The organism is Burkholderia sp. F1 (assembly GCF_050813845.1).
GTDB lineage: Bacteria > Pseudomonadota > Gammaproteobacteria > Burkholderiales > Burkholderiaceae > Burkholderia > Burkholderia ubonensis.
In genome coordinates, this window is sequence record NZ_CP172422.1 from 2,924,778 (window position 1) to 2,942,706 (window position 17,929).

The 17,929-nt window shown below is 67.5% G+C and carries 18 protein-coding genes; 8 read left to right on the forward strand and 10 right to left on the reverse strand.

Annotated elements, in window-relative coordinates; genetic code table 11:
• Window positions 1–66 precede the first annotated feature (66 nt).
• A complete protein-coding gene (locus ACFIMZ_RS31625) occupies window positions 67–558 on the reverse strand; it encodes a hypothetical protein (RefSeq protein ID WP_431823370.1) in 492 nt (163 codons plus the stop codon).
• A gap of 385 nt (window positions 559–943) precedes the next feature.
• Window positions 944–1,600, reverse strand: coding sequence for a TetR/AcrR family transcriptional regulator (locus tag ACFIMZ_RS31630; protein WP_431823371.1), 657 nt, complete (start codon window positions 1,598–1,600; stop codon window positions 944–946).
• Window positions 1,601–1,690: 90 nt separating this feature from the next.
• Between ACFIMZ_RS31630 and ACFIMZ_RS31635 the strand changes: the two genes are divergently transcribed.
• Genes ACFIMZ_RS31635 through ACFIMZ_RS31645 form a run of 3 tightly spaced genes read left to right on the forward strand, consistent with a single transcriptional unit; the run spans window position 1,691 to window position 5,185 of the window.
• Window positions 1,691–2,587, forward strand: coding sequence for an SDR family NAD(P)-dependent oxidoreductase (locus ACFIMZ_RS31635; RefSeq protein ID WP_431823372.1), 897 nt, complete (start codon window positions 1,691–1,693; stop codon window positions 2,585–2,587).
• The gene (locus ACFIMZ_RS31640; RefSeq protein WP_431823373.1) at window positions 2,584–4,182 is read left to right on the forward strand and encodes a flavin-containing monooxygenase; all 1,599 of its coding nucleotides are present in this window, start codon (window positions 2,584–2,586) and stop codon (window positions 4,180–4,182) included. The genes ACFIMZ_RS31635 and ACFIMZ_RS31640 overlap by 4 nt, the downstream gene beginning before the upstream one ends.
• Before the next feature lie 16 nt (window positions 4,183–4,198).
• Complete coding sequence (locus tag ACFIMZ_RS31645; RefSeq protein WP_431823374.1) at window positions 4,199–5,185, forward strand: alpha/beta fold hydrolase; 987 nt, start codon at window positions 4,199–4,201, stop codon at window positions 5,183–5,185.
• 44 nt (window positions 5,186–5,229) lie between these two features.
• Here the strand turns inward: ACFIMZ_RS31645 and ACFIMZ_RS31650 are convergent, their stop codons facing one another.
• Window positions 5,230–5,628 carry a carboxymuconolactone decarboxylase family protein gene (locus ACFIMZ_RS31650; protein WP_431823375.1) on the reverse strand — a complete coding sequence of 133 codons (399 nt, stop codon included), beginning with the start codon at window positions 5,626–5,628 and terminating at the stop codon, window positions 5,230–5,232.
• Between the two features lie 354 nt (window positions 5,629–5,982).
• A complete protein-coding gene (locus ACFIMZ_RS31655; protein WP_431823376.1) occupies window positions 5,983–6,708 on the reverse strand; it encodes a hypothetical protein in 726 nt (241 codons plus the stop codon).
• Here ACFIMZ_RS31655 and ACFIMZ_RS31660 point away from each other — a divergent pair.
• The 3 genes from ACFIMZ_RS31660 (at window position 6,665) to ACFIMZ_RS31670 (ending at window position 10,618) form a co-directional block, all read left to right on the forward strand.
• Window positions 6,665–7,936, forward strand: a complete 1,272-nt coding sequence (locus ACFIMZ_RS31660) for a collagen-like triple helix repeat-containing protein (RefSeq protein WP_431823377.1) — start codon at window positions 6,665–6,667, stop codon at window positions 7,934–7,936. The two genes, ACFIMZ_RS31655 and ACFIMZ_RS31660, sit on opposite strands and share 44 nt — an antisense overlap.
• Before the next feature lie 103 nt (window positions 7,937–8,039).
• Window positions 8,040–9,323: an isoprenylcysteine carboxylmethyltransferase family protein gene (locus tag ACFIMZ_RS31665; protein ID WP_431823378.1), complete on the forward strand. Its 1,284-nt coding sequence runs from the start codon at window positions 8,040–8,042 to the stop codon at window positions 9,321–9,323.
• A gap of 500 nt (window positions 9,324–9,823) precedes the next feature.
• On the forward strand, window positions 9,824–10,618 hold the full coding sequence (locus ACFIMZ_RS31670) for a histone acetyltransferase (RefSeq protein WP_431823379.1): 795 nt from the start codon (window positions 9,824–9,826) through the stop codon (window positions 10,616–10,618).
• A gap of 575 nt (window positions 10,619–11,193) precedes the next feature.
• On the opposite strand, the gene ACFIMZ_RS31675 is transcribed toward ACFIMZ_RS31670, so the two are convergent.
• Entirely contained in the window at window positions 11,194–11,631 is a 438-nt protein-coding gene (locus tag ACFIMZ_RS31675) for a hypothetical protein (protein ID WP_431823380.1), read from the reverse strand.
• A gap of 25 nt (window positions 11,632–11,656) precedes the next feature.
• The gene (locus tag ACFIMZ_RS31680; RefSeq protein ID WP_431823381.1) at window positions 11,657–11,863 is read right to left on the reverse strand and encodes a hypothetical protein; all 207 of its coding nucleotides are present in this window, start codon (window positions 11,861–11,863) and stop codon (window positions 11,657–11,659) included.
• 470 nt (window positions 11,864–12,333) lie between these two features.
• Here ACFIMZ_RS31680 and ACFIMZ_RS31685 point away from each other — a divergent pair, with 470 nt between their 5' ends.
• Window positions 12,334–12,909: an NADPH-dependent FMN reductase gene (locus ACFIMZ_RS31685; RefSeq protein ID WP_431823382.1), complete on the forward strand. Its 576-nt coding sequence runs from the start codon at window positions 12,334–12,336 to the stop codon at window positions 12,907–12,909.
• Between the two features lie 36 nt (window positions 12,910–12,945).
• Here ACFIMZ_RS31685 and ACFIMZ_RS31690 read toward each other — a convergent pair whose 3' ends face one another.
• Together ACFIMZ_RS31690 and ACFIMZ_RS31695 are read right to left on the reverse strand one after the other, a co-directional pair.
• Window positions 12,946–14,358: a cation:dicarboxylate symporter family transporter gene (locus ACFIMZ_RS31690; protein WP_431823383.1), complete on the reverse strand. Its 1,413-nt coding sequence runs from the start codon at window positions 14,356–14,358 to the stop codon at window positions 12,946–12,948.
• A gap of 26 nt (window positions 14,359–14,384) precedes the next feature.
• The gene (locus ACFIMZ_RS31695; RefSeq protein WP_431825415.1) at window positions 14,385–15,677 is read right to left on the reverse strand and encodes a class-II fumarase/aspartase family protein; all 1,293 of its coding nucleotides are present in this window, start codon (window positions 15,675–15,677) and stop codon (window positions 14,385–14,387) included.
• A 250-nt stretch (window positions 15,678–15,927) separates the two neighbouring features.
• On the opposite strand from ACFIMZ_RS31695, the gene ACFIMZ_RS31700 reads away from it, so the two are divergent.
• On the forward strand, window positions 15,928–16,659 hold the full coding sequence (locus tag ACFIMZ_RS31700; RefSeq protein WP_431823384.1) for a GntR family transcriptional regulator: 732 nt from the start codon (window positions 15,928–15,930) through the stop codon (window positions 16,657–16,659).
• Between the two features lie 16 nt (window positions 16,660–16,675).
• Here ACFIMZ_RS31700 and ACFIMZ_RS31705 read toward each other — a convergent pair whose 3' ends face one another.
• Both ACFIMZ_RS31705 and ACFIMZ_RS31710 read right to left on the reverse strand, forming a co-directional pair.
• Window positions 16,676–17,290 carry a DUF2894 domain-containing protein gene (locus ACFIMZ_RS31705; RefSeq protein ID WP_431823385.1) on the reverse strand — a complete coding sequence of 205 codons (615 nt, stop codon included), beginning with the start codon at window positions 17,288–17,290 and terminating at the stop codon, window positions 16,676–16,678.
• A complete protein-coding gene (locus ACFIMZ_RS31710; RefSeq protein WP_431823386.1) occupies window positions 17,280–17,927 on the reverse strand; it encodes an OmpA family protein in 648 nt (215 codons plus the stop codon). Before ACFIMZ_RS31710 ends, ACFIMZ_RS31705 begins: the two co-directional genes overlap by 11 nt.
• Window positions 17,928–17,929 lie beyond the last annotated feature (2 nt).

Here is a 17,929-nt window from a genome sequence, read left to right on the forward strand (position 1 = left end):
GGATTCCCCGGTGAAGCCGGGCGCGGCCCGGCGGAACAGGCGAAGCGACGGTCGGCGCGCGGCCGCTCAGCGCAGCGGCGGCGCCGACGGCGGCACGGACCAGGCCGCCCAGCCCTGCTGTTTCGCGCCCGGCGGATGGGCGCCGACCAGCGGCCAGACGAGCGCCTCCTGATAGGTGCGCGCGGAAATCACGCAGTCCTCGTCCGGCTGGCCGGCCGGCAGATAGCGCTCACGCCACGCGTGAGGCAGCTTCACCCATGTACCCGTGTACCAGGCGATCAGCAGGTTGTGCGTCAGGGCGCCGTACGGACCGTGCAGCAGCGCATGCACGGCCTTCTCCTTGTCCGGGCCGTCGTTCGGCACCGTGGTCATCTGCGCCATCCAGTCGTCGAAGATCTCGCCGCCAACCCTGGCGACAAAGAAGTCGCACAAGGTTTCGCCGATGCCGGCGCCGCGCAGCGCGAACTGCGTGAATTCGAGAAGCTTCGAGCTGTTTTTCAAGAAAACCGAGTGGCGCAGCATTTCTTCATGGTGGAGATCGGCATTTTCTTTATTCATTTTTCAACCCGCACTGAATACGAATGAATCAGCGGTTCGCCGTCGAATGGCAAACCGCACCCCGTTCCATCGCTCCGAATGCAGACTTTCCGGCGCACGCACGACATCCGTCGGCCGCGGGAGTGCGGGTGGGCCGGTCGGCGCTCGATTTCGCGACGTGGCTTTACGCGCCGGCGCGCGTCAGGCAAGCAAGAGAATGAGCCCCCGGCATCTCCTCGCGTTTTTCGGCATCTTAATAATTCAATTAAGCCATATCTGCGTGAGGGAAATATATTCGACAGACCAAAGAAACGCAAAGGCACACATCATATTGTTTTTTTATTCCACTGCGGACATGCCGTAGACAAACGCTATGGGCAGCCGGCGATCGCCGGCCCGGCCGCCGCTACCCCGCCGCCCGCAACGTCCCGAGCAGCACCTTCCTGCAGCTCGCGATCATCTGCGCTTCCGGATCGCGGTACTCGGTCAGCAGCCACGCCGTGCCGACGTTCGTCATCGCGCCGACCAGCGCGAGCCCGATCAGCCGCTGCTCGATGCGCTCCGCCGCCGTGACCGCCTCGCCCGGCCCGCCGATCGCCATGATCAGCTTGCCGAACTCGACGAGCACGCGCTGATACGTCGCGTCGGTGTCCAGGCTCACGCCCATCACCTCGAGCAGCAGCACGCGCGCCGCGCACGGGTCGCGCAGGAACCCGAAGAACGCGGCCAGCCCCGCGTCGACGCGCGCGTCCAGATCGCCGCCGCGCGCGGCGACCGCCTGCGCGACCGCGTCGCGCAACTGCTCAGCGTGATGCAGGTAGGTGCAGCGCAGCAAATCCTCGGTGCTGTCGAACGCCGCATAAAAGTAGCGGTCGTTGAGCTTCGCTTCCCGGCAAATCGACCGCACGGTCGCCTTCCTGAAACCGACCGTACCGAACACGCGCGTCGCCGCGCGGATCAATGCGCCGCGCCGCTCCGCCGCGCGCACCTCGGGCGCCACGCCGCCGTACGCGCGGCCCCGTTTCTGCGTTTTGAGTACTTTCTCCATTCCGCTATTTGACATCAGGACACGCGAAAAACTAAAGTGGTGACACAAAACACCACAATAAGCGCGCCGCCGGTGCAGCGCAAGCGGACACGGGAGGAACGACTGATGAAGGGGTTTTCCGGGAAGGTCGCCGCGATCACGGGCGCCGGTTCGGGCATGGGCCGCAGTCTCGCGGTCGAACTCGCGCGGCGCGGCTGCGAGGTCGCGCTCTCAGACGTCAACGACGTCGGGCTCGCGGGCACGGCGGCCGCCTGCTCGCAGCACGGCGTGCGCGTGACGACGCGGCGGCTCGACGTCGCCGACCGCGACGCGGTGTTTGCGTGGGCCGACTTCGTGCGCCAGTCGCACGGCAAGGTCAACCTGATCTTCAACAACGCGGGCGTATCGCTTTCGGCCAGCGCCGAAACCGCGCGCTTCGACGATCTCGAATGGATCGTCGGGATCAACTTCTGGGGCGTCGTGCATGGCACGCAGGCGTTTCTGCCCCATCTGCGCGCGTCCGGCGACGGCCATGTCGTCAACACGTCGAGCCTGTTCGGGCTGATTGCGATGCCGACCCAAAGCGCGTACAACGCGACCAAGTTCGCGGTGCGCGGCTTCACCGAGGCGCTGCGGATGGAGCTGGAGCTCGACGGCGCGCCGGTCAGCGCGACCTGCGTGCATCCGGGCGGCGTCGCAACGAACATCGTCGACGCGTCGCGCGTCGACACCAGCATCCACGCGCTGACCGGCCAGGACGAGGCGACCCACCGCCGCCAGGCGAACCGCCTGATCAACGCGACGACGGCCGACGACGCCGCGCGGCAGATCCTCGCCGGCGTCGAGCGCAACGCGCGCCGCGTGCTCGTCGGCGCCGACGCGCGCCGCCTCGACAGGATCGCGCGCGTGCTGGGCGCCGCCTACCAGATGCTGATGATCCGCCATGTGCGCCGCGCCCGCGCACGCAACCTCCAGCGCGCGCCCGGCGCGCTCCCGGCCACGCCGACCAAGGACCCCGCATGACTTCGACGACGACCGACCGGCGCGCCGCGCCGCCCGCCTTCGACCGCCACGCGCCCGCCGGCGGCACGCGCCCCGACGGCGCCGATCTCGACGTGCTGATCGTCGGCGCCGGCCTGTCCGGCATCGGCGCGGCCTATCACCTGCAGCAGCGCTGCCCGTTCGCGCGCGTCGCGATCCTCGAGGCGCGCGACGCGATCGGCGGCACCTGGGACCTGTTTCGCTATCCTGGCGTCCGTTCGGATTCCGACATGTTCACGCTCGGCTACAGCTTCCGGCCGTGGCACAGCGACAAGGCGATCTCGGACGGCCAGACGATCCTCGACTACATCCGCGACACCGCGAGAACCTATGGAGTCGACAAGACGATCCGCTACGGCCACAAGGTCGTCGGCGCGGACTGGGATTCGAACCGCGCGCGCTGGACGGTGCGCGTCGAACGCGGCGGCGGTGACGACAAGGCCGAGACGCTCGTGCTGACCTGCCGCTTCCTGTACATGTGCAGCGGCTATTACGACTACGACGCGGGCTACCTGCCCGACTGGCCCGGCAAGGATACGTTCGGCGGCGATCTCGTGCATCCGCAGCACTGGCCGAAGAACCTGTCGTACGCGGACCGCCGCGTGATCGTGATCGGCAGCGGCGCAACCGCGGTGACGCTCGTGCCGTCGATGGCGGCCGTTGCCCGGCACGTGACGATGCTGCAGCGCTCGCCGACCTACATCGTGTCGCTGCCCGCGCGCGACAGGATCGCCAACGCGCTGCGCCGCGTGCTGCCGGCGCGGCTCGCGCACCGGCTCGTGCGCGTCAAGAACGTGCTGCTGACGATGTATCTCTACAATCTCGCGCGCCGCAAGCCGGATGCGACGAAGAAGCTCATCATCCGCGCGGCCGGCAAGCAGCTCGGCCCCGGCTTCGACGTCGCGAAGCACCTGACGCCGCGCTACAAGCCGTGGGACCAGCGCGTGTGCCTCGTGCCGAACGGCGACCTGTTCAAGGCGATCCGCGCGGGCCGCGCGTCGATCGTCACCGACGAGATCGAGCGCTTCACGCCGACCGGCCTCAGGCTGAAGAGCGGCCAGCGGCTCGACGCCGACGTGATCGTCACCGCCACCGGGCTGAAGGTGAAGATGCTCGGCGGCGCGCAGGTCACGGTCGACGGCCGCGCGGTTGACCTGTCGCAGACGGTGTCGTACAAGGGGATGATGTACAGCGACGTGCCGAACCTCGCGTCGTCGTTCGGCTACACGAACGCGTCGTGGACGCTGAAGGCCGAACTGATCGCGCGCTACGTGTGCCGCCTGCTCAACCACATGCGCGCGCACGGCTACGACACCTGCGTGCCGCGCCTCGCGCCGGGCGACCTCGGCAACGTGCCGGCGGTGAACCTCGGCTCGGGCTACATCCAGCGCGCGGCCGGCATCCTGCCGAAACAGGGGGAGAAGAAGCCGTGGAAATTCCACCAGAACTACGTGCTCGATCTCGCGTCGCTGAAGTTCAGCACGCTCGCCGATTCGGCGATGCAGTTCGAACGCCGCGCGAAGCCCGACGCGGCGGCCGCATCCGCCCCGCAACCCGCGCTTGAAACCCGCGCTTGAACCTGACGAGGCCGACATGAGCCATACGATCCATCTGATCCAGCAGGCGCTGATCGCCGTCGCGGCCGTGTGCGCGGCGCTCGCGGCGTTCACGTGGTACATCGCGCGCCGCGTGACGCGCGCGTTCCGGCCCGAGGGCCGGTTCATCGACATCGGCGGCGACCGCATCCATTACGTCGAATACGGCAGCGGCTCGCCGATCGTGTTCGTCCACGGGCTGGCGGGGCAACTGCGCAATTTCGCGTACCTGCCGCTGCAACAGCTCGCGGAACGCCATCGCGTGATCCTGATCGACCGGCCGGGCGCCGGGCATTCGCTGCGCGGCGCGCGCTCGCAGGCGAACATCTTCGCGCAGGCGCGCACGGTCGCCGCGTTCATCGACGCGCTGCGGCTCGACAAGCCGGTGCTCGTCGGGCATTCGCTCGGCGGCGCGATTTCGCTCGCGGTCGGCCTCAACCATCCGGAGCATGTGAGCCGCCTCGCGCTGATCGCGCCGCTCACGCATCCGGAGGCCGAGCCGCCGGGGCCGTTCCGCCCGCTGCTGATTCCGTCGAAGCTCGTGCGCCGCTTCGTATCGTGGACTTTCGCGATTCCGCTGACGATCCTGACCGGCCGCAAGGCAGTCGGCGCGGTGTTCGCGCCGGAGGCGGCGCCGAACGATTTCCCGGTCAAGGGCGGCGGGCTGCTCGGGCTGCGGCCGCGCAGCTTCTATGCGACGTCGTCGGACCTGATCGCGGTGCCCGGCGACCTGCCCGCGATGGAGCGCCGCTATGCGGAGCTCGCGCTGCCGGTCGACGTGCTGTACGGCCGCGACGACCGCATCCTGAACTGGCGCAGCCACGGCGAGGCCCTCGCGCAGAAGTCGCCTCGCGTGCGGCTGCGGGTGGTCGACGGCGGCCACATGCTGCCGGTCACGATTCCGGGCGCGACGGCCGAGTGGCTGGCCGAAGTGGCCGCGGCGCCGCTCGAAGCGCACGCGCCGGTCGCGCAGGCCGGGCGCTGATGCCCTGACGCCCTGACAGCGCGCATCGGCGCGCGGCGACGCGTTCAGTCCTCGTTGTCGGGCAGCGTCAGGCCGAGTTCCGAGATCACCTCGCGCGCGCTGCGGAATGCCTCGACCGCCGCCGGCGCGCCCGCGTACAGCGCGCTGTGCAGCAGCACCTCGCGAATCTCGACGAGGCTCGCGCCGTTGTTGAGCGCGCCGCGCACATGGCCCTTCAGCTCGGTGCCGCGGCCAAGCGCGGCCAGCATCGCGCACGTGCAGAGGCTGCGCGTCTTGAGGTCGATGCCGTCGCGCTGCCACGTGCTGCCCCACGCGTGCTCGTTCAGCCAGTCCTGCAGCGGCCGCGAAAATCCGTCGAGATCGCGCATCGCCCGCTCGACGAATGCCTCGCCCATCACGTCGATGCGGCGCGCCTTGCCCTGCTCCCTGTCCTGTTCGCTCATCTGTCTGTCCTGTTCGTCCGGATTACGTTTCGGGGGTGCTTCGGTTGCGCCGTCGGTTGCCGGCGTGCGCGAGCTTGCCCGCAAGGCGGCGCGATCGCGTCATGTTCGCGAGGCGCGGGCGTTTCGTCAAAGACGCGGGCCTCGGTCGGCCGAACCGCCGCGCCGGTAAGCTTGTCAACGCGCACGCGTCGCCGGACGCCGACGCTACGTAACGTTTCCACGCGCGTTACGGCGCCTTGCGGGAACATCGCGCAGCCCATCGCACCAACGCTCCGCGAAAACGCCATTACTCAGAACAAAAAGCCTCAAACGTCGGACATCCCGCAAGAAAAATCCGCCCCCCACCGCGCAAGCTCAGATGGCGCGGAAATTGCAGTTCTGGCCGGGACAAACACCAATTGTTGAGGCCAACATGCAGAAATACTTCACAAGAACGACGCTCTCGCTCGCCATCTCGTCGCTGCTCGCGCTGTATGGATGTGGATCGATCGACGGACCGACCATGCCTACCTCGCTGAAGCCGAGCACGTCGGGGAGTTCAGGGGCGTCCGGGACCTCCGGCAGTTCGGGAAGCTCAGGGACGTCGGGGGGTAGTTCGGGGTCTTCGGGCACGTCCTCGGGTACGTCTTCGGGTACGTCTTCGGGCACGTCTTCAGGCACGTCTTCAGGCACGTCTTCAGGCACGTCTTCGGGCACGTCTTCAGGCACGTCTTCGGGCACGTCTTCAGGCACGTCTTCAGGCACGTCTTCGGGCACGTCCTCCGGTACGTCTTCCGGCACGTCTTCCGGTACGTCTTCCGGTACGTCTTCCGGCACGTCTTCCGGTACGTCTTCCGGTACGTCTTCCGGTACGTCTTCCGGTACGTCTTCCGGTACGTCTTCCGGCACGTCTTCGGGCACGTCTTCCGGCACGTCCTCCGGTACATCTTCGGGCACCTCAGGCTCCACCCCGCTCGGCAGCATCTTCCAGCAGACCGGCAACCTCGTCACGTCGCTCGGCACGACCGTCGCGAACGGCGGTACGCAAGCGGGCAGCGTGTCGAACAATCCGGCTGCCACCAGTGTCGGCAATGCGGTCACGAGCCTCGGCAACGGCGTCCAGTCGCTCGGCAACGGCGTCGCGGCCGGCCTCGGTTCGATCGGCGTGTCGGCGAATCCGCTCGGCCCGACGCTGACGTCGACGACCGGCCTGCTGAGCGGCGCCAGCGCAGCCGTCAACAACGTCGGCAACGCGGTGACGAGCCTCGGCACCGGCCCGCTGTCGCCGCTCGCGCCGGTCACGACGACCGTCGGCGGCCTCGTCAACACGGTCGGCAGCGCAATCAACACCGCAGCGTCCGGCCTCAATACCACGCTGAATACCACGCCGATCCAGCAGCTCGAAACCCAGGTCGGCAGCCTCATCAACCCGATCACGAACACACTGACCGGCGGCGTCCAGTCGCCCGGCACCACGCAGAACGTCGGCGCCACGACCGGCCTCGGCACGCCGGTCGGCAACCTGCTGACCACGATCGGCAACGGCCTCGGCACGGCCGGCTCGCAGATCGGCGGCGCGACGACCAACCCGGCCGGCACCGATCTCGGCAACGTCGTAACGCAGCTCGGCAATACGGTCACGAGCGTCGGCGGCGTGCTCGGCGGCAGTACGGGCAGCTCCGGCAGCGGTTCGGGCGGCACGAGCGGAACCAGCAGCAGCCCCCTCGCGCCGATCACGGGCCTGCTCGGGTCGCTGGGCGGCAGCGGCGGCTCGAGTGGCTCGAGCGGGACCAGCGGCAGCGGCCCGCTCGCCCCCGTGACGAACCTGCTTGGGTCGCTCGGTTCCATCGGCGGGACAAGTGGCACCGGCGGCGGAACGAGCGGCGCCGGCGCAAGCGGTCCCCTCGCACCGGTGACCAGCCTGCTCGGTTCGGTCGGCAGCAGCAGCGGCACCGGCGCCGGCGCCGGCGGCCTGCTTGCGCCTGTCACGAACCTCGTCAATTCGCTGACGCCGCTCGGCGCGAGCCTCACCGGCACGGTCACCGCGCCGGGCGGCGGGGTGACCGGCAACCTGACCGGCGCGCTGACGAACGGTCCGGTCGGCACGCTCGCCGGTTCGCTGACGTCGCCGGCCGGCACCACCGGCGCCGGCGTCACGTCGAGTCCGGGCGGCGTGATCACGACGATGACGACCCCGGGCGGCAGCGGCACCAGCACCGCGGCGGGCGGCCTGAGCAGTTCGAGCGGCGGCACGTCCGGGGCGACCAACCTGCTCGCGCCGGTGACGAACCTGGTCGGCGGCCTGCTCGGCGGCGCTGTACCGAAGTAATCGACCCGCAGCGCCAGGCGGCCGGGCACACAACATTCCAAAGCCCGGCCGCCCGCCAGCGCCGCCCACGTTGCGGCGTCGGCCTCATCCATACGAGGATCAGATGAACTCGACGCTCGAAGGCATCTCCGCCGTCCAAGACCGGCCGCCCCGCTCCGCCACCCCGTTGCGCGCCGGCCTGCTCGGCATCACGGCCGGCCTCTTCGCGCTGTGGATCACGCGCGACCGGCCCGCCCTCGACGGCGCCACGCGCGCGGTCATCGCCAGTCTCGCGATCATCGGCACGATCGCGCTGCACGAACTCTTCATCTCGCGCGTCTACCTGCGGCCGAGCGCCGGCCTGTCGCGGCAGGCCGTGCGGCCCCTCGGCGTCGCCCGCGTCGCGGTGCGGCTCGGCGCGCTCGCGTCGGTCTACGCGGGCATCGGCATGCTGTACTGGCTGCTGCCCGAGTATCACGGCGCGTTCTACCAGCCGTTCTGGTCGCTGCTGCGCGCGCTCGCGCCGTACGTGATCGTCGCCGCGCCGGTTTATTTCGGGTGGATGGACCGCCATCAGCGCGAGACCGACGACGCCTACCTGCTGTGGGGGCGCTTCCTGTTCCGCGGCGAGCAGCCCGCAAGCTGGCAGCCGGTGCGCGAGATGCTCGCCGGGTGGATGGTCAAGGCGTTCTTCCTGCCGCTGATGACCGTCTACCTGTCGAAGGACGCCGACCACCTGAGCGCGTCGCTCGCGAACGCGATGCATGCGCCGATGTCGCTCGCGCTGTTCGTGTTCATGTACGACCTGTCGTTCACGATGGACCTGATGTTCGGCACCGTCGGCTACCTGTGCACGTTCCGCCTCCTCGACAGCCACGTGCGCACCGTCGAGCCGACGACGCTCGGCTGGCTCGCCGCGCTGATCTGCTACCAGCCGTTCTGGTCGCTGATCTCGAACAACTACATCCGCTACGAAGGCTCGATGTTCTGGGACAACTGGCTGCTCTCCGCGCCGGCGATCCGTGTGGTCTGGGGCGTGACGATCATCGCGCTGCTGCTGTGCTACGCGCTGTCGACGATCTCGTTCGGCCTGCGCTTCTCGAACCTGACCAACCGCGGAATCATTACGTCCGGCCCGTACCGCTTCACGAAGCATCCGGCCTACATCGCGAAGAACCTGTCGTACTGGATGATCTCGGTGCCGTTCGTCGAGCCGCTCGGCTGGCAGGTCGCGCTCGCGCATTGCGCGGCGCTCGTCGCGGTCAACCTGATCTACTTCCTGCGCGCGAAGACCGAGGAGCGTCACCTGATGCGCGATCCGGACTATCGCGCGTATGCGGCGTGGATCGCCGAGCACGGGGTGTTTGCGCAATTCCGGCGCGTGTTCGGGCCGCGGCAGACGGGTTGATTTGCCGCCGGACGACCGAAACGCACGCGCATTGCGCGCCAAAGTCATCTCAAAAACGGCTAGCTTGCGGCCAATTGTCGCGAAACACGCTCAATTGACGCCTTTTACCGACAGCGGGATTGCCGGATGCGCGATGGCCGCGTATGGTGCGGGCCGTCCGCATGCGTGTCGGCTCGCCCGGGTGCTTGCGCCGCTCGCATCGTTCGGACATTCCGACCGTCGCCCCGCGCGACGGCCGCGCGGGCTCCGGTCCGCCGTTCACCGTCTCCGCGACGCCGCCCGCCGGCGCCGCGCATTCATGAGGAAAGAGGCGTGATGCACAAAGTCCTGATCCTGATTGCTCTTTGCGTCGCGGGCCTCGCCGCGATCGCCGCCGGTTTCCAGCACATCCCCAGCTGATTGGCGGCCCCGGCTCGCTTGCCGAGCCGCGGGGCCGCCTCATCCGTTTTCCATCGCCATGACCCATTCATTCGACACGCTCGACACGATCTCCCTTTGCCATGCGCATCGACGTACAGCATTGCCAGAACACCATCGACGATGAGCTGGATACGCTCCACGCTCGCCTCCATCAACCGGGCCACCGCCTGCACGGCCTGCCGGCCGTCGCACTCGGCGCGTCGGACCTGATCGTCCGCCATCGTGAGGCGGACGGCGAGTATTTTCTCTACGTCGAAGATCCGGCGACCCGGCAGCTCGCCGGGTATACGGTGTTCAACCGGTTGCCCGAAATTCCCCGTCGCGCGGATCGCTATCTGCGGGCGCCGCATTCCAAATTTCGTGCTTCGTTCCAGCGCAAGGGGCTGGCGACCACGCTGTATCGGTGGGGGCTCGACGCCGGGCTGTGCCTGATCAGCGGCGCGCGGCAGTCGGTTGGCGCGGCGCGGCTGTGGACGATGCTCGCGCGGGATTACCGGCACGCGTTCGTCGATGTCGAGGGGCGGGAACTGCGTTATCTCGGGGAGTGCGTGTCTGACGATGTGCACGATGCGCTGCATACGCGGCGGCTGTTGCTTGGGACGGGATGGACGATGGGAGAATTTGCGGAGGTGGTCGACATGACCGACGGGCCGGCCATGGCACGCGATCGCGCATCTCGCGCATCGGCGCGCTGGCCGGAGTGGCCGGTTCGCGTGCCGCCGAACGTCGACGCGCCGGACCCTCAATCCATCTTGCCGGGGGCAAGCACAACCGTGGCCAGACAATCGGGGTTGCGCTCCTTGAAGCCGAACGACAACGTGCCCCACGACAAGCGCGCGGAATGCACGGTCTCCTCGTCGAACGAGTGTCCATGAGGGACGTCCGTGATCGGAATCTCGCCGTAATGAGCGCGCACGGCATCGATACCGATGCAGCTTCCATCGAGGCTCAGCACGAGAAAGCCCGGAAAGCGCCGCTTCACGCTGAACCGCAGGTCGACTTCCGTGATGCAGGCGCCGCCGGCAAGCTGGACGGGACGATCGCTCCCCAGGAGCACGATGTAGTCATCGCGCTTGTTCTCGCTCAGACGTGTGCCGAGAGTGGACTCCACCGAGGCTTGTGACAACGGAAGCTGGCGGACCAGTGCGTCGATCGTTTGCCATACGGTCATTGCGGGTTGGGGTGTGACCAACTGCTGCGTGCCGTTCGCGAGCGTCGGAATCAATGTAGCAAGCGAAATTGCCAGACCCAATGCCGGAAGCACGCGTCGGATACCGCATGCGGTGCGAGATACATGTGCCATGTCAGTAGATCGGGCCATGACTGTCGTGCGTTTCAAACCGAAGCCGATACGCTTGCGGAAAGACACCCGCAGTGCTTCCGGATGCGTCACGTTCATTCGGGCAGGCTCCGCAGGATTCGATTGGAGTATGCAGCAACGTTCGCGACTTCACGCTGACAGCGTGTAAAACGAGACAAACCGGCCCAGCGCCCCACTCGAGATTCCGTCGTGCAGCCACGCGAAGAAGTCGCCGATGCATTCATCGTCGGACCAGTTGTCGACGACGATGCCGGATGGTTGATATACGACATCCAGCACGCGCTCGTTCCGTATCGTCATCACGAATCGTTTCCGGCCGTCGGGTAACAACTTCATTTTCGTCAGTACCTGGTTTTCACACAGCATCCATTGCTGTGCGTCGCGAAACGCCACCGGTCCCGCATGGGTCGCAAAGACGCCGTAGTAGTGCCCGTCCACAACCGTGAAATAACCGCGATCCGACTGGCGCGCCGGGTCGTGAGCGACCAAAGCCTTCGGGCCGTGGTCTGTCGCGTACTGGAGCACTTCGCGCACGCGATCGAAATTTTTCAACAACAGCAGAGGCATGCCACGTCCGGTTCAATTTCAGGCTTCAGACCTGAAAGCGGGCACGCGCCCCTTTGTTTGTCCAAAACAAGCGTGGCTCGACCAGGGTCAAAAGCACCGCAGCGGCGCCGAACATCTCGCTCACATCGTGCCGATACAGTTCCGCCATGCCCGTCAGGACATACAGCGTGCGGCTCGAATCGTGCAACACGAACACGACGCCAGCCGCGCCCCTGTTTTCCGCGAAACTCATGATTAACCTCTTTGTTATCGGGCGGGGCGAATGCCTGACCCGCGATGCGCCCGTTTGTCACAGTCTCTCAGCAGCCGAACGCGTCGCCAAATATAACAATTCGAAAGGGAATTCATGAGCATCCGCCGGCATTTGACGTTCTTTTAAATCGCCGCGGAGATTCGCAAGCCAATCGAACCCGGTTCGGGGAACCGGATCCGGGATATCGTCGGCATCATGGCTCAATCAATCGGCAAATAAATACCGATCGAAATCAGAATGCCGCCAGCAGCAAAGTCATATTTACCGACCCATGACATCGCGCTTTCGAAATTGCCTCGATCCAATCCGACGGCTCACCCTCGATTTATCGATAAACCGGAAATGATGGCCCGGTGCTCCGGCAGTCATCCCTGCGCCGCCCCGATGCGATAATCCGCCGGGTTTCCACACAACACTGCCTCCCTTCGTCGCCCTCCCGGCGCTCATCGATGCCTATCGAACCTCGAACCTCAACCTCCCGGCGCATGGAGATCGTCGCACTGTGCGGCAGCCTCCGCGCGTGCTCCTTCAACGCGGCGCTGCTCGACGCCGCGGCCGCCGTTGCGCCGCCGGACATGCACGTCGCCACGTTCCGGCGTCTCGGACAGTTCCCGCTCTTCAATCCCGACGTCGAGCACCCGGCGCCCGAACCGGTTCGCGACTTCATCGACCGGTTGAACGCGGCCGACGGGGTGCTGATCGCCAGTCCGGAGTACGCACACGGCGTGACCGGCGTGATGAAGAACGCGCTGGACTGGGTGGTCGGGTGCGAAGCGTTCGTGCACAAGCCGGTGGCGGTGCTCAATGCGTCGCCGCGCGCGACGCACGCCGACGCGGCGCTGAAGGAAACGCTGTCGGTGATGTCCGCTCGCGTCGTGGACGAAGCCTCGATCGCGCTCCCGATCCTCGGCAGCCGGCTCGACGCGGCGGGCATCGCCGCGCACCCGCCGTTCGCCGACGCGCTGGCGCGCGCGTTGCACGCATTCCGCGCGGCGATCCTGCAGGCGGCCGATGGCGAACCCTGAAACGCGCACGCCGGACGCCCGTCCCGCCAGCCACGCTCAACGCGCGGCGCGCGCCCGCTCCAGCGGAACGCCGTGCGGATGCGCATTCGCGTCGTTCGTGTCTTCCGGCAGCAGGTTGCCGTCGGCGAGTTCCGCATCCGCGCGCGCAATCTCCGGATAGCGCTCGGGATAAAGATGCCGCTGCGCCCGTTCGGTATCGAACGTGCCCGACCACTTCGCGACCACGACGGTCGCGAGGCTGTTGCCGATCGTGTTGCAGGTCGCGATCGCCATCGACATGAAGCGATAGACGCCGAAGATCACCGCGAGCCCTTCCACCGGCAGCATGCCCGTCGACGTGACGGTCGCGGCGAACACGACGAACGATCCGCCCGACACGGTAGCCGCGCCCTTCGACGTCAGCAGCATCAGCAGCAGGATGCCGAGCTGGTGCTCGAACGTGAGCGGCACGTTGTACGCGTGCGCGATGAACATCACGCCCATCGCCATGAAGATCGACGTGCCGTCGAGATTGAACGCATAGCCGGTCGGCAGCACGAGCCCCACCGTCTGCTTCGCGCAGCCGAGCCGCTCGAGCTTGATCAGGAGCCGCGGCAGCGCGCTCTCCGACGACGCGGTGCCGAGCACGATCAGGATCTCGTCCTTGATGTAGCGCATGAACCGCAGCATGCTGAAGCCCGCGAGCTTCGCAATCACGCCCATCACGACGACGACGAACAGCACGACGACCGCATAGAAGCCCAGCACGAGCTGCGCGAGCGCGATCAGCACGGCGGTGCCGTTGCTGCCGACCGCGAACGCGACCGCGCCGAAGGTACCGACCGGCGCGAGCTTCATCACGAGGTTGATGAACGAGAACAGCACCTCGGAGATCTGGTCGAGCCCGTCGTTGATCCGCGCGCGCCGCCCTTCCGGAATCGCGAGAATGCCGATGCCGACCATCACCGCGAGCACGACGACCTGCAGCAGCTCGCCCTTCGCGAACGCGCCGATGAAGTTGTCCGGCACGAGGTGCATCACGAATTCATGGAACCCCTGCGGCGCGGCCTTCGCCGCGGCGGCCGGCATCGCGCCCGCCGGCACGGCCGTCATCCCCTTGCCGGCGCCGAGCAGGTTGCCGGCAAGCAGCCCGACCGCGAGCGCGATCGTCGACACGACCTCGAAGTAGACGATCGAACGCCAGCCGACCCGGCCCGCGCTCCTCACGTCCCCCGCCGACGCGATGCCGTGCACGATGGTCAGGAACACCAGCGGCGCGACGCCGGCCTTGACCAGCGCGAGAAAGATGTCGCCGAGCAGCTTGAGCTGCGCGCCGAGCGTCGGAAAGATCAGCCCGGCGGCAATGCCGAGCACGAGCGACACCAGGACCTGCATGCCGAGTTTCCGGTACCAGGGCCGCTTCGGCTGCGGCGCGGCGGCGGCGCCGGCGGATGTCTTCGGGGTGCTCATGATGCGTGTCTCCTCCATGCGCCCGCTCAGATCGCGCGCGACAGTTCGATGGCCCGGTCGACCATCTGCGGGGCGAGGCCCAGATAGTTCGCCGGGTCCGTCATCCGGTCGATCGCGGCGCGATCGAAATGGCGCGTGACCTCGGGCAGCGCCGCGAGCGCATCGGCGAGCGTGCCGCCGGTTTCGTTGACCGCGCGGCACGCGTCATATACGAGGTCGTGCGCCTGCTGGCGGCCGGTGAACGGCGCGAGGTGCATCATCGCGGCCTCGGCGACGATGAGCCCCTTGCTGATGCCGAGGTTGTGCTTCATGCGCGCCGCATCGACGATCAACCCGCCGAGCGCGAACTTCGCCTGGTGCAGCGCGCCCGAGGTCAGGATGAAGCTCTCGGGAATCGCGATCCATTCCGCGTGCCACGGCCCCGTCGCGCGCTCGAAATCCTGGATCATCGCGTCGACCATCAGGCCCGCGTGCTGACGCACGGCCTTCGCGGCCGCGAGCATCAGTTCGCTGGAGATCGGATTGCGCTTCTGCGGCATCGTGCTGCTCGCGCCGCGCCCCTTGACGAACGGCTCGTACACTTCGGCGAATTCGTTCGACGCCATGATCATGATGTCGATCGCGATCTTGCCGAGCGAGCCCGTGATCAGCGCGAGCAGGTTCACGGCCTCGGCGAATCCGTCGCGGGCAACGTGCCACGTGGTCGCCGGCACGCCGAGCTTCAGCTCCTCGGCCAGCGCCCGCTGCACGTCGAAGCCCCGGTCGCCGAGCGATGCCAGCGTGCCGGCGGCGCCCGCGAATTCCACCACCGCGACGCGCGCGCGCATGTCGGCGAGCCGCTGCTGGTGCCGGTCGAACATCCCGAGCCAGATCGCGGCCTTGTAGCCGAACGTGACGGGCAGCGCCTGCTGCAGGTGCGTGCGCCCCGCCATCGCCGTGTCGCGATGCTTGTGCGCGAGGTCGGCCAGGATGCCGCGCAGCTCGCGAAGGTCGCCGTCGATCGAGTCGAGCGCATCGCGCACCTGCAGCGCGACGGCCGTATCCATGATGTCCTGCGTCGTCGCGCCCCAGTGCACGTAGCGGCCCGCATCGCCACACATCGCGACGAGCTGGTGCACGAGCGGCAGGATCGGATAGCCGACGACGTCGGTCTCCTCGCGCATGTGGTCGAAATCGATGCGCTCGATCGACGACTCGCGCGCGATCACGTCGGCGGCGTCGGCGGGAATCACGCCGACGCGCGCCTCGGCCTTCGCCAGCGCGACTTCGACGTCGATGTAGCGCTGCACCAGCGCGTGGTCCGAAAACAGCGCGCGCATCTTTGCGGTGCCGAACGCGTCGCGGAACAGGATGGAATCGACGACCGTGCTGGAAACAGGAATGGTGCGGCTCACTTTGGCGACCTCGGGGAATGCGGGAATGAACGAAAGGACCGGACCGGCGAAGCGTCGGTGGCGCGACATATGTCCGGACATATTTAAATTATTATGTCCGGACATATGGTTCAAGCTATGATTTACCCTGAACTGCGGCAGGCACGCCGCGGGCAGCACCGTTTCCCCATCGACAATGAACAGACCCCATTTCGCCGAGATCGCGCGCAACCTGACCGAAGGAATCGCGGAAGGCCGCTTCCCGGTCGGCTCGTACCTGCCGACCGAGCTCGAATTGCGCGACCGGTACCGCACCAGCCGGCATACGATTCGCGCGGCATTGCATGAGCTTCAGCAGTTGGGATTGGTGTCGCGCCGCAAGAACGCGGGGACGCGGGTCGAATCGACGCACCCGACCAACGATTTCCGGCCGTCGCTCGCGTCGGTGGACGATCTCGTCCAGTTCGGCACCGAGCATTTGCGCGTCGTGCAGTCGATCGAGGCGGTCGCGGTGTCGGGAGCCCTCGGCAAGCTGCTCGATTGCGAAGCGGGCACGCAGTGGCTGCGCATTTCGAGCCTGCGCGTCGCGCGCGACCGGACGCGCCCGCCGGTCGGCTGGACCGACGTCTACATCGATCCCGCCTATGCCGAAGTGGCCGAGACGGTCCGCAACGAACCCGGCACGCTGATCAGCACGCTGATCGAGGCGCGCTACGGCCGCTGCGTCGCGGAAATCCAGCAGGACGTGCGGGCGGTGAACCTGTCGGCGGACCTGGCCGAACGGCTTCAGGTGGAAGCGGGAAGCGCGGCGCTCGAGATCGTGCGGCGTTACCTCGATTCGACCGGCACCGCGTTCGAGGTGTCGGTGAGCGTGCACCCCGCCGAGCGGTTCTCGGTCTCGATGCGGCTGAAGCGCTCGGACGTCTGACGCGCGGCGCCGCGCGCTATCGCGCCTTGCCCCGCGCGCCCTTCTTCACGCCCTTCGCGCGCGGCGCTTCCTTCTCCGCCTGCACACCGCCGCCGGCGAGGTCTTCGAGCCACGCCAGCGCGTCCACATACGACAGGAATTGCTGCAGATATCCGGGCGACAGGTCGCGCATCAGCGACAGCGACCGGTGCACGAGGCTGCTCGAATTGAGCGGGCCGGCATTGCGCGGCACCTGGTCGAGCGCCTGGCGATACTGCTTCTCGGTGCGGACCTTCGACCAGGTTTCCCTGAAGTACTCGATCAGCGCCGGGTCGATCCCGGCCCGGTCCGCCTGCGCATCGCGCGCGATGTGCGTCACCAGCCCCGCAAGCGCGCTGCTCTTCCGCTTTGCCTGCTCTACGTCGCAGGCTTCTTCGTCCGCGCGCGCGTCGGCGCGCTCGACGTCATCGGCATAACCGGTCAGCAGCGCCTCGAGCCGCGCGTCCAGCAAGCGTCGCGCATCACCGTCCTGGCCGGCCGCGCGCCGCTCCAGCGCATCGATCCGATGAAAGCGCACGGGGTCCAGCCGATCGGCGCCGGATGCGCGCCACGCATCGAGCAGCGCGCGGGCGCGCGTCGCGTCACGGTTCACGGCGGCCACCGTTCGACGCCGACTTGCGCGGCACCGGCGCGATCTCGACGCGGCGGTTCTTCGCGCGCCCGGCGTCGTCCGCGTTCGAGCTGACCGGCTGCTCGGAGCCGAACGCGGCCGCGAACACCGACGACGCGGGCACGCCCGCGTCGATGAACGCGCGCGTCACGGTCAGCGCGCGCTTCGCCGACAGCTCCCAGTTGTCCGCGAACAGGCGGTTGCCGGCGTGCACCTGCTGATCGTCGGCGAAGCCGCTGATCATCAGGATCTCGTCGCGCGTCTTCAGATACGCGGACAGCGGGCCGGCCAGCGTTTTCAGCAGGTCCTTCCCTTCAGGCTGCAACTGGTCCGAGTTCAGCGCGAACAGCACGTTGCCGGCGATGCCGATGCGTCCGTTCACGAGCGTCACGCGGCCGGCCGCGAGCGGCCCCGCGAGCGCCTGTTCGAGCGTCTTGCGCTGCTGCGCTTCCTGCTGGCGCTGCTTGATCGCCTCCTCGAGCTTCGAGGTGAGCTGCAGCTGCATGCCGATCACGCCGACGAGGATCAGCACGAACGCGCCGAGCAGCACCGACATCAGGTCGGCGAAGGCGGGCCAGACCGGCGCCGATTGCGCGCCGCCGTCGATTTCGTCGTGCATGC

Coding starts and splice junctions, on each gene's coding strand:
- ACFIMZ_RS31665 (WP_431823378.1), top strand. CDS start 8,040: ATGAACTCGACGCTCGAAGGCATCTCCGCCGTCCAAGACCGGCCGCCC.
- ACFIMZ_RS31685 (WP_431823382.1), top strand. CDS start 12,334: ATGCCTATCGAACCTCGAACCTCAACCTCCCGGCGCATGGAGATCGTC.
- ACFIMZ_RS31710 (WP_431823386.1), bottom strand. CDS start 17,927: ATGCACGACGAAATCGACGGCGGCGCGCAATCGGCGCCGGTCTGGCCC.
- ACFIMZ_RS31645 (WP_431823374.1), top strand. CDS start 4,199: ATGAGCCATACGATCCATCTGATCCAGCAGGCGCTGATCGCCGTCGCG.
- ACFIMZ_RS31635 (WP_431823372.1), top strand. CDS start 1,691: ATGAAGGGGTTTTCCGGGAAGGTCGCCGCGATCACGGGCGCCGGTTCG.
- ACFIMZ_RS31690 (WP_431823383.1), bottom strand. CDS start 14,358: ATGAGCACCCCGAAGACATCCGCCGGCGCCGCCGCCGCGCCGCAGCCG.
- ACFIMZ_RS31680 (WP_431823381.1), bottom strand. CDS start 11,863: ATGAGTTTCGCGGAAAACAGGGGCGCGGCTGGCGTCGTGTTCGTGTTG.
- ACFIMZ_RS31695 (WP_431825415.1), bottom strand. CDS start 15,677: ATGCGCGCGCTGTTTTCGGACCACGCGCTGGTGCAGCGCTACATCGAC.
- ACFIMZ_RS31625 (WP_431823370.1), bottom strand. CDS start 558: ATGAATAAAGAAAATGCCGATCTCCACCATGAAGAAATGCTGCGCCAC.
- ACFIMZ_RS31700 (WP_431823384.1), top strand. CDS start 15,928: ATGAACAGACCCCATTTCGCCGAGATCGCGCGCAACCTGACCGAAGGA.
- ACFIMZ_RS31640 (WP_431823373.1), top strand. CDS start 2,584: ATGACTTCGACGACGACCGACCGGCGCGCCGCGCCGCCCGCCTTCGAC.
- ACFIMZ_RS31630 (WP_431823371.1), bottom strand. CDS start 1,600: ATGTCAAATAGCGGAATGGAGAAAGTACTCAAAACGCAGAAACGGGGC.
- ACFIMZ_RS31675 (WP_431823380.1), bottom strand. CDS start 11,631: ATGCCTCTGCTGTTGTTGAAAAATTTCGATCGCGTGCGCGAAGTGCTC.
- ACFIMZ_RS31650 (WP_431823375.1), bottom strand. CDS start 5,628: ATGAGCGAACAGGACAGGGAGCAGGGCAAGGCGCGCCGCATCGACGTG.
- ACFIMZ_RS31670 (WP_431823379.1), top strand. CDS start 9,824: ATGCGCATCGACGTACAGCATTGCCAGAACACCATCGACGATGAGCTG.